The organism is Dietzia sp. NPDC055877 (genome assembly GCF_053615975.1).
On sequence record NZ_JBSHCV010000017.1, the window covers coordinates 61179 to 70234 of the forward strand.

Consider the following 9056-nt stretch of genomic DNA (forward strand, 5'->3'; position numbering starts at 1 on the left):
TCACAGCCGCTGTCGCGGCCGCCTGGGCCCACGATACGGTGACGCGGGCCACCGCATCGGCGACCGCGCGGCTCAGCCGCGCGCAACCCAGCGGCTCGCCGTCCCGCTCACCGCAGGGTGACGAGCCTGCGCGGGTCCTCGGGGCCGGCGGCGCGCTCGAGGTGCTGGTGCTCGTTGACCGAGATGCAGTTCATGCCCTCGCGGCCCACCACGACACGCGCGATACCCGTGTTGACGGTGACGCGCTGCAGCCGGGTCCACAGCCCCACCACGCCTTCGCTGTCCGCCAGCAGACCGGCGGCCGCCAACGAGATCGTGCCCGCCGACGACACCACGACCGTTGTCTTCCCCGTTCCCGAGCGCTCCGCGGCAGCGGCGAGCGAGGCGGTCGTGGTGCTCGTGTACTGCGCGAACGCCTCGAGCCCAGCCCAGTGGCCGAGCGCCGCGTCGAGCTGGCGCTGGAAGGCCTGCTTGGCCTCCGCGGACGAGCCGGCGGTGTCGAGGGTGCCGTGCTCGGCCGACAGTCCAGCCACCCGCGCGGCCTCGAGGACCTCGTCGGCGTCGTACTCGGCCCAGCCCTCGTCGACCTCGACCGGGCAGTCCCAGTCCGCGTGCTCGCGCAGCGCCGCCAGGATGCCCTCGGCGGTCTCGCGTTGCCGACGCAGTCCGCCGTGGATGATCACGTCCGGCCGGAGTCCCCGGGCGGCCATGTCCTCGCCGGCCAGGCGCGCCTGCAGATGCCCGGTCTCCGACAGCCGGTCATAGTCGCCGGAACCGAAGGAGGCCTGACCGTGGCGGACGAGATGAATGGCACCCATCAGCGATTCTCCCTTCCGTCGTGGCCGGTGATCGCGCCGAGGATCCCGCCCACCCTGGTGCGCACGTCGTGCACGCCGCCCGCGACCAGCGGGATCGCGACCCGCGGCACGGCCAGCAGCTCGGGCAGCACGTCGCGCACCCCGATCCGGCCCGGCGTGAGATCACCGTGCCCGGTACGGATGATGCGCAGGCAGCGCTGCTCGAGCAGGCCCACGGCCGGACGGAACGCCCGGAACGCGGGGTTGGTGGTCTGCCGGTGGAAGTAGCGGTGGTTGATCTGCTGCGCGATCACCGCGAGCCGGAACAGGCCGAACACCTCGTAGAACCGCCACTGCTCCTCGGTGATCGTGATCCCCGCGAGCCGCGCGTACCGGTCCACCACCTGCTGGCGGGTGAGCATGCCCGCGGCGTTGGTGGGCTGACGGCGGAAGGCCTTGAACACCGGGCCGTCGTCGTCCTGCACCCAGTAGGCCAGGGCGCCGCCCAGGTCCATGAGCGGATCGCCCACGGTGGCCATCTCCCAGTCCAGGACGCCCACGACGGTCGTCACGTCGTCGGGGTCCAGCACCAGGTTGTCGAACCGGAAGTCGTTGTGGATCAGGCAGTGTCCCGAATCCTCGGGCTGGTTGGCCTCGAGCCACTTCATCACCGGCGCGAAATCGGGCACGTCGGCGGTGCGCGCCCGCCGGTAGCGGGCGGACCAGCCCTCGACCTGCCGCCGCACGTAGCCCTCGCCGCGGTCGAGCTCCTCGAGCCCGGCCGCCGCGATGTCCACCGAATGCAGGTCGACGAGCGCGTCCACCGCCGCCTCGGACAGCCGACGGGTGGTGACGCGGTCCATCCGCAGCTCACGCGGCAGATCCTTGCGCAGGATCGTGCCCGCCATCCGCTCCATCACGTAGAACTCGGAGCCGATGACCGCCATGTCGTCGCAGTACCCGACCATGCGCGGCACCAGCGGGTACACCGGCCGCAGCCCCGACTGCACCTGGTGCTCACGGCGCATGTCGTGCGCGCCCCGGGCCTTGGTGCCGATCGGCGGGCGACGCAGGACCAGGTCGGCGCCCGGGTATCGCAGCAGGTAGGTCAGGTTCGAGGCGCCCCCGGTGTATTGACGCACCTCCGGCAGGACCGGATGGTCGTCGTCGCCCAGATCCACGCCGGCCAGCACCGACGGGTCATCGGGGGTGATCGACCGTAACCACGCGGCCACGGCCTCGACGTCGAACGAATCCTCCCCGCGCACCTCCCCCGTACCGGGGACGCGCCGGCGTAGCGCCGGGTCGTGGTCGCGTGAGGTCTGGCGGTCGCGTGCGCTCATCGGCTCTCCTCGGCGGTGGTGCGCGCCGCGGCGGCGTCGCGGTAGGGGGCGAGCAGGGCACGGGCGACGACGCCGAGGTGGACCTCGTCCGGGCCGTCCGCCAGCCGCAGCGCCCGCGCCGTGGCGTACGCGCCGGCCAGCGGGAAATCGTCGCTCATCCCGGCGCCGCCGTGGAGCTGCATCGCCATGTCGATGACCTGCTGCGCCATGCGCGGGACGGCGGCCTTGATAGCGCTGACCTCGACCGCGGCCTGCCCCTCGGTGTCGAGCTTCCAGGCGGCGTGGTGGACGAGCAGCCGCGCCTGGTCGATCGCGATGCGCGCCTCGGCCAGTCGCTCGCGGTTGCCGCCGAGGTTGACGATCGGCTTGCCGAACGCCACCCGCTCCGACGCCCGGCGGCAGGCCAGGTCCAGCGCGAGCTCGGCCAGGCCGATGAGCCGCATGCAGTGGTGGACGCGACCCGGGCCGAGGCGGCCCTGCGCGATCTCGGCGGCACGGCCCGGGCCGGCGATGATGTTGCTGACCGGCAGCCGCACACCATCCAGGCGCACCTCGCCGTGGCCCAGCGGCTCGTCGAACATCCCCTGCGCCGTGAGCATCCGCTCCACGCTCACGCCGGGGGCGTCCATGGGCACCAGGACCATGGAATGCCGCAGGTAGCGGTGGGCGTCGGGATCGGTGACGCCCATGAAGATCCCGACCCGACAGTCCGGGTGGCCGACGCCGGTGGACCACCACTTGTGGCCGTCGAGGACCACCTCGTCACCGGAGATCCGTGCGGTCGCGGCCATGGTCGAGGCGTCGGAGGACGCGACCTCGGGCTCGGTCATGAGGAACGCGCTGCGGATCTCGCCCGCCAGCAGCGGGTCCAGCCAGCGGTCCTTCTGCTCGGCCGAGCCGTACTTGAGCAGGACCTCCATGTTCCCGGTGTCAGGGGCGTTGCAGTTGAACACCAGCGGCGCCAGGAACGAGCGGCCCATCTCCTCCGCGACCGGGGCGTAGTCGCTGTTCGTCAGGCCGGCGCCGCCGCGGGTGCCGTAGCGCTCGGCGTAGGGGCCCTCGTGGCCGGCGGGCAGGAAGAGGTTCCACAGTCCCTCCGCCCGGGCCGCCGCCTGCAGCTCCGTGACGCGCGGGTCGACCGCCCACGAGTCCTCCCCCGCCAGACGACGACGAGCGATGTCCGCGTGGATCTGTGACTCGACCGGCGCGATCCGAGTAGCGATGAACTCCCGGACCGCCGCGGTGAGGTCAGCGGCGCGGGAGGACGGGGAGAAATCCATGACTGCATCGTGGCACACCGAGGTGAACGGGTTCTCCCGCTCTCGGCCGGGTCTCCCCCGCTCTGGCAGGATCGCGGAGGTGACCGACAACTCGCGTACGGCGTTCGCGGACCGGATCGACCCGGTTCGCGCCTGGTCGACGCGCCGGACCTACCGGGCCGCCGATTTCCGCCCGGACGAGCTCGTGGCGGCCAAGGCGGGGCGCCGTGTCTCGGTCGTGCTGCCGGCCCGGAACGAGGAGACGACGGTCGGACTGATCGTCGAGGCGCTGCGCACCGAACTGGTGATCGGGGTGCCGTTGATCGACGAGCTCGTCGTCGTCGACTCCCATTCCACCGACTCGACCGCGGCGGTGGCCGTCGGCGCCGGGGCCCGCGTGGTGGCGCAGGGCGAGATCCTCCCCGCCCTCGGCGACGTGCCCGGCAAGGGCGAGGCGTTGTGGAAATCGTTGGCCGCCACCGACGGTGACATCGTCGTGTTCCTCGACTCCGATCTGCGCGAGTTCGACACCGACTTCGCCGTGGGACTGCTCGGGCCGTTGCTGACCGAGCCGGGCGTGGTGTTCTGCAAGGGCGCCTTCGACCGGCCCCTCGACGACGGCCGCACCGTCCTGCCCGCCGGCGGGGGCCGCGTCACCGAGCTCGTCGCGCGGCCGCTGCTGGCCACCCACTGGCCCGCGCTGACCGGGTTCATCCAGCCGCTCGGCGGCGAGTACGCGGGCACCCGCGCGGCGCTGGAGTCGATCCCGTTCGCCGGCGCGTACGGGGTGGACATCGGGATCCTCATCGACCTGTACGAGGAGTACGGGCTCGACGCGCTCGCCCAGGTCGACCTCGGGCGGCGCGTGCACCGCAACTCCCCCGACTCAGCGCTGTCCGTGATGGCGATGCACCAGCACCTGGCCGTGCTCGAGCGGCTGCGGCGGCACGGGCGCGTGGCCTGGGGCGGCGGTGGTGTTGGCCTGGGTAGCGGTGTTGGCGTGGGTGGCGGTGTTGGCGACGACGACGAGCCCGGCGACACCCTCATCCTCCACCGGCGCGATGCCGAGACCGGCGAGTTCGTCTCCGAGTCGATCCGGGTGGCGCCCGGCGAGCGGCCACCCATGCGCGAGGTGCGGGCGCGCTGAGCCGGGGGCCCGGCATGCCTCGCGCCCGCGACGTTCGCGCCCTGTCGCCTGGCTCGCCCCGGGGACGTGCGCGCCCGGAATGACGCCATCCGGGTGCGCAACCGGGCGACACAGTGACATTCAGGGCGCGTAGTTCCCGAGAGGCCGCGAGGCGCCGGTGAGCATCGGCAGGATCGGCACCACCCGCGGGAAGGGGCGCGTCTGCAAGGCCGCGACGTCGAAGCCTGCTTCCGCGAGCAGTGCCTCGGTGTCCTGATTCGGCCGACAGCCCCCGCCGACGTGGCCCCACACCGGCGCGATGCGGTCGGCGAACCGGCCCAGCCGGCCGGGCGCGCGCACGTGCTCGAGCAGGCGGATCTCACCGCCGGGCCGATCCTCCGCGCCGGGGCGATCCTGGGCGCCGGGGCGCCCCTGGGCGCCGGGGCGATCTTGCGTGCCGCGCCGGAGGGCCCGCCGGGCCTCGGCGAGCGCGGCCGGCACGTCCGGGACCGTGCACAGGACCAGCCCGAAGACCACGGCGTCGGCCTCGCCGTCCGCGAGCGGGAGCGCCTCGGCCACCGCGTCCACGACCTCGATGGACATCCTCGCGCCCTCGCCCGCCACGCGGGCCGCGCGTCGCCGGGCGTGCGTGCGCAGGTGCGGGTCGGGCTCGACCGCCACGACACGGGTCACCTCCGGCGGGTAGTGCTCGAAGGTCACACCGCTGCCGGCGCCCACCTCCACCACCGTGCCGCTCAGCCCCGCGACCAGGCGCCGACGAGCCCTGACCAGCCCGAACCGCTCCAGCATCGGGCTCGCCACGACCCAGCCGCGGGCGAAGAACGACGCATCGTCGCGGACTGCGTTCTCGGTCATGATCACCTCCGGCTCGGCACCCACGATCTCACGTCGATGGGCACTGGCGGATACCCTTGCGGGTATCACCGAAACCAGAGTGAGCGCCGCGCCGTGCCCGGCAGCGCCCTGTGGAGGAGACTGGAACCCCACGGCGACACCGAGCACCTCCACCGGCGACACCGAACACCCCGGTGGCTCGCCGGCCCGGACCCGCCGCCGGCCCCGACCCCACACCGAAAGGACGCCCACGTGGACGCAGCCGAATGGAACGCCCGCTACCTCGCGCAGCCCGACGCCTGGGGCACCACCCCGGCCGCCCGTATCGTCGCCGAGGTCACGGCCGCCGAGGACGCGGGCTTGACTGTCGGCACCGCGATCGACCTGGCCTGCGGCGACGGTCGGCACGCCCGCTGGCTCGCCGCGCACGGCTGGCGGGTCGAGGCCGTGGACTTCTCCGAGGTCGCGATCGAGCAGGCCCGGGCCAAGGACTCCGACGAGGGGCGCAGCGGCAGCGTGGACTGGGTGGTCGGCGACGCCACCGCGTGGGAGCCGACCGAGAAGGTCGACCTCGTGGTGATCGGCTTCCTCCACCTCGGAATGGACGACCTCGTGGGCGTGCTACGCGCCGCCGGCGGCTGGCTGCGGCCCGGCGGACACCTCGTCTACCTCGGCCACGCCGCCGAGAACCTGCGCCGCGGCGTGGGCGGGCCACAGGATCCGACCGTGCTGCCCGGTATCACCGAGCTCGCCCGCGGCGCCGAGGCGCTCGAGGTGGTCTCGCTCCGCCACGACCTGCGGCCCGCCGGCAAGGCCACCGCCGTGGACGTGCTGCTCCACGCCCGAAGCTGGGTCGAGAGATGACCCGTCCGCGGGCCGCCGAGGGCAGCGGTGCCGCTGGATTCACCGCTGGGGCCACCCCTGCCCTCTCCGAGCCCGACCCGGCGGCCGATCCGGCGCAGAAACGGATTCTGACGGTCCTCGTCCTGGGCCAGCTCCTCGCCGGGGCCGGTCTCGCTGCAGGCGTCACCGTGGGCGCGCTGCTGGCCGAGGACCTGCTCGGCGGACCGGGACTGTCCGGGCTGCCGTCGGCGCTGTTCACCGGCGGGTCCGCCCTCGCGGCGATCCTGGTCGGCCGGCTGTCCCAGGCCCGCGGTCGGCGGCCCGGCCTGGCGACCGGCTTCGCGTTCGGTGCCCTCGGGGCGATCGGGATCGTCGTGGCAGCCGCGCTCGGGTCCCTGCCCCTGCTGTTCCTCGCCTTTGTCGTCTACGGCTCCGGCACCGCCACCAACCTGCAGGCCCGCTACGCCGGCGCCGACCTGGCCACGCCCGCCAGCCGCGGCCGGTCCCTGTCCTACGTGCTGCTCGGGACCACCTTCGGAGCCGTCGCCGGCCCTAACCTCGTCGGACCCATGGGCTCGGTCGCCGACTCGCTCGGTCTGCCCACGTTGGCCGGCCCGTTCCTGCTCGCCGCGGCAGCGTACGGCGGCGCCGCGATCGTGATCTCCCTGCTCCTGCGCCCGGACCCGCTGATCGAAGCGCGACGCCGGGCGGCCGTGGCCGGAGTCGAGAGGGGCCCCGGACGAGTTGCTGTCCCCGGGCTCGACGACGCCGCCGGGCCCCACGACCCCGCCGGGCCCGACGCGAACGCGCCCCGTGCCCCCGGCGCCGCGGCCCCCGGCCCGGTGAGTGGTGACGCGGTGGAGGCGTTGTCGTCGTCCTCTTCTTCGACTTCGACCTCGCCTTCTACTTCGTCCTCCTACCCCAATCCCGCCGATCTCGCCGAGCGGCCACGTGTGTGGAACGCCGACGTGATCACCGGCGTTGTGGTGATGGCGCTGACGCAATTCGTGATGGTCGGGCTGATGACCATGACGCCGGTGCACATGCGCGCGCACGACCACGCCGTGACCGTGGTGGGGCTGATCATCTCGCTGCACGTCGCCGCGATGTTCCTGCCCGCGCCGCTGTCCGGGTGGCTGGTCGACAAGTACGGCACGCGGACGGTGGCCGTGGCGGCGGGCGTGGTGTTGTTGTCGTCCGGGGTGATCGCCGCGCTCGCGCCACCGCAGTCGACGGCGTTGGTCGCGCTCGCGCTGATCTTGCTGGGCGTCGGCTGGAGCCTCGGGCTGGTGGCCGGCACCACCGTGCTCACCACGTCCGTGCCGCTCGACGTCCGCGCGACGGTGCAGGGTCAGGCCGACGTGGCCGTCGCCTTGTCCGGCGCGGCGGGCGGGCTGTTGTCCGGGCTGGTGTTCGCGTGGATCGATTTCCGTGGGCTCGGGTTCGCGCTCGCGGCGCTGTCGCTCATCGTGGTGGCGGCGGTGCGGGGACGCCGGCGCTGAACGCGGTGGGCCTGGTCGCGCAGTGGGCGCGGTCGGCGCCGAGGGATGCGCTCGTCGCGTGGTCGGCGCGGTCGCGCGCTGAGGGGCGCGCTCGTCGCGTGATCGCAATGCAGCTCTGGCGCGGACGCGTCCTGGGAAAACGTGAGCGGGTCTGACCACGCGGCGAAACCGGAGCCGGTGACGGCCGCGCGTCAGGCGACCGTTTCCGTCTCCTGCGCTCGGGGGGCTCGCGGGAGACTGCCGGCAGCCGCCCGCTCGGCCAGGTCGACGCGCCACCACACCACGAAGCCCCAGATGACGAACGCCGCGTACACCAGGTAGAGCACCGCCGACGGGTAGTAGCCGGCCTTGAGCAGCAGCGGCACGCCCACGATGTCGACCGCGATCCACAGCAGCCAGAACTCGGTCCAGCCGCGCGCCATGCCGTACGTGGCCAGGACGGAGCCGGTGAAGATCCAGGCGTCGGCCCACGGGCCCCACGAGCCGAGCTCGGCGAAGACCCAGCCGAAGACAAGGGTGCCGACGAGCATGCCCACGACGAGGCCAGCACGCTGGCGACCCGTCGCCCAATGGGGCCGGACGGCCGGGACGCCCTCCGCGCTGCCGCCCGGGCCCGCGGCTGCTGAGGCGTTCCGCAGCTTCTCGCTCGACCAGCGCCACCAGCCGTAGACGCCCACCGCCAGGAACATGACCTGGCGGCCCGCCTGCCCGTAGAGATCCACGTCCTGCGGGGTGTGGAAGACGCCGCCGAGGAAGACGGTGAGCAGGGTCAGGTTGCCGACGATTCCGACCGGCCACGCCCAGACCACGCGGCGCATACCGCCGATCGCGGCGGCCAGGCCGAAGAGATTACCGATGATCTCGCGCCACAGGATCGGGACTCCGCCGATCAACAACTGCGCGTCGAGGAATGAGACGAGAAGGCTCATCGTGTGCCCCTTTCACGGGCTCAACACAGACGGCCCAGGGCTTATGCCGCGTCACCCCTCTCACCACGGCCGAGTGGGCCGGGCTCGCGCAGGTGGCGCGATGTTCTCTTCCATCCGGACTATGACCGTCGGCCCCGGGATCCAACCGGGTCTGCTGACCCCCGCCGAAGCGGGGCGCTCGCGGGCTCGCCTCCGGTCGTGGGACCGGTGACATCACCGCCGGTGGGGAATCTCACCCCGCCCTGAGAACGTGTTCTCATCTCTACCCCTGCACGCGCGCCGCCGCAACCCGGGCGGCGGCGCTGGCCGCAACGGGCTCATCGAAAAGAGCGTTTCGGGCGATTTCACTCGGGTGGTCTCAGGGAGCTAGTGCAACACCCTGGCTGGATCGGGGTATGTGGT

General features: G+C 73.1%; 8 protein-coding genes and 1 riboswitch. Of the genes, 3 read left to right on the forward strand and 5 right to left on the reverse strand.

All coding sequences use genetic code 11. The features are described from left to right. Nucleotides 1-107 precede the first annotated feature (107 nt). The 3 genes from ACWGLC_RS14770 to ACWGLC_RS14780 are packed head-to-tail and all read right to left on the reverse strand — an operon-like array spanning nucleotide 108 to nucleotide 3420. Nucleotides 108-818, reverse strand: coding sequence for a histidine phosphatase family protein (locus ACWGLC_RS14770; RefSeq protein WP_344991749.1), 711 nt, complete (start codon nucleotides 816-818; stop codon nucleotides 108-110). After that, nucleotides 818-2140, reverse strand: coding sequence for a phosphotransferase family protein (locus ACWGLC_RS14775; protein WP_452100595.1), 1323 nt, complete (start codon nucleotides 2138-2140; stop codon nucleotides 818-820). Before ACWGLC_RS14775 ends, ACWGLC_RS14770 begins: the two co-directional genes overlap by 1 nt. Next, the gene (locus ACWGLC_RS14780; RefSeq protein ID WP_344991743.1) at nucleotides 2137-3420 is read right to left on the reverse strand and encodes an acyl-CoA dehydrogenase family protein; all 1284 of its coding nucleotides are present in this window, start codon (nucleotides 3418-3420) and stop codon (nucleotides 2137-2139) included. The genes ACWGLC_RS14775 and ACWGLC_RS14780 overlap by 4 nt, the downstream gene beginning before the upstream one ends. Nucleotides 3421-3499: 79 nt before the next feature. On the opposite strand from ACWGLC_RS14780, the gene ACWGLC_RS14785 reads away from it, so the two are divergent. Further along, nucleotides 3500-4546 carry a glucosyl-3-phosphoglycerate synthase gene (locus ACWGLC_RS14785; protein ID WP_452100596.1) on the forward strand — a complete coding sequence of 349 codons (1047 nt, stop codon included), beginning with the start codon at nucleotides 3500-3502 and terminating at the stop codon, nucleotides 4544-4546. 120 nt (nucleotides 4547-4666) lie between these two features. Here ACWGLC_RS14785 and ACWGLC_RS14790 read toward each other — a convergent pair whose 3' ends face one another. Beyond that, entirely contained in the window at nucleotides 4667-5401 is a 735-nt protein-coding gene (locus ACWGLC_RS14790) for a methyltransferase domain-containing protein (RefSeq protein WP_452100597.1), read from the reverse strand. Between the two features lie 231 nt (nucleotides 5402-5632). Between ACWGLC_RS14790 and ACWGLC_RS14795 the strand changes: the two genes are divergently transcribed. Together ACWGLC_RS14795 and ACWGLC_RS14800 are read left to right on the forward strand one after the other, a co-directional pair. Then, nucleotides 5633-6244 carry a class I SAM-dependent methyltransferase gene (locus tag ACWGLC_RS14795; protein WP_452100598.1) on the forward strand — a complete coding sequence of 204 codons (612 nt, stop codon included), beginning with the start codon at nucleotides 5633-5635 and terminating at the stop codon, nucleotides 6242-6244. Next, on the forward strand, nucleotides 6241-7725 hold the full coding sequence (locus ACWGLC_RS14800) for an MFS transporter (protein WP_452100599.1): 1485 nt from the start codon (nucleotides 6241-6243) through the stop codon (nucleotides 7723-7725). The genes ACWGLC_RS14795 and ACWGLC_RS14800 overlap by 4 nt, the downstream gene beginning before the upstream one ends. A 191-nt stretch (nucleotides 7726-7916) precedes the next feature. Here the strand turns inward: ACWGLC_RS14800 and ACWGLC_RS14805 are convergent, their stop codons facing one another. Next, a complete protein-coding gene (locus ACWGLC_RS14805) occupies nucleotides 7917-8654 on the reverse strand; it encodes a nicotinamide mononucleotide transporter family protein (RefSeq protein WP_452100600.1) in 738 nt (245 codons plus the stop codon). A gap of 98 nt (nucleotides 8655-8752) precedes the next feature. Then, nucleotides 8753-8908: riboswitch (FMN riboswitch) on the reverse strand. Between the last annotated feature and the right edge of the window lie 148 nt (nucleotides 8909-9056).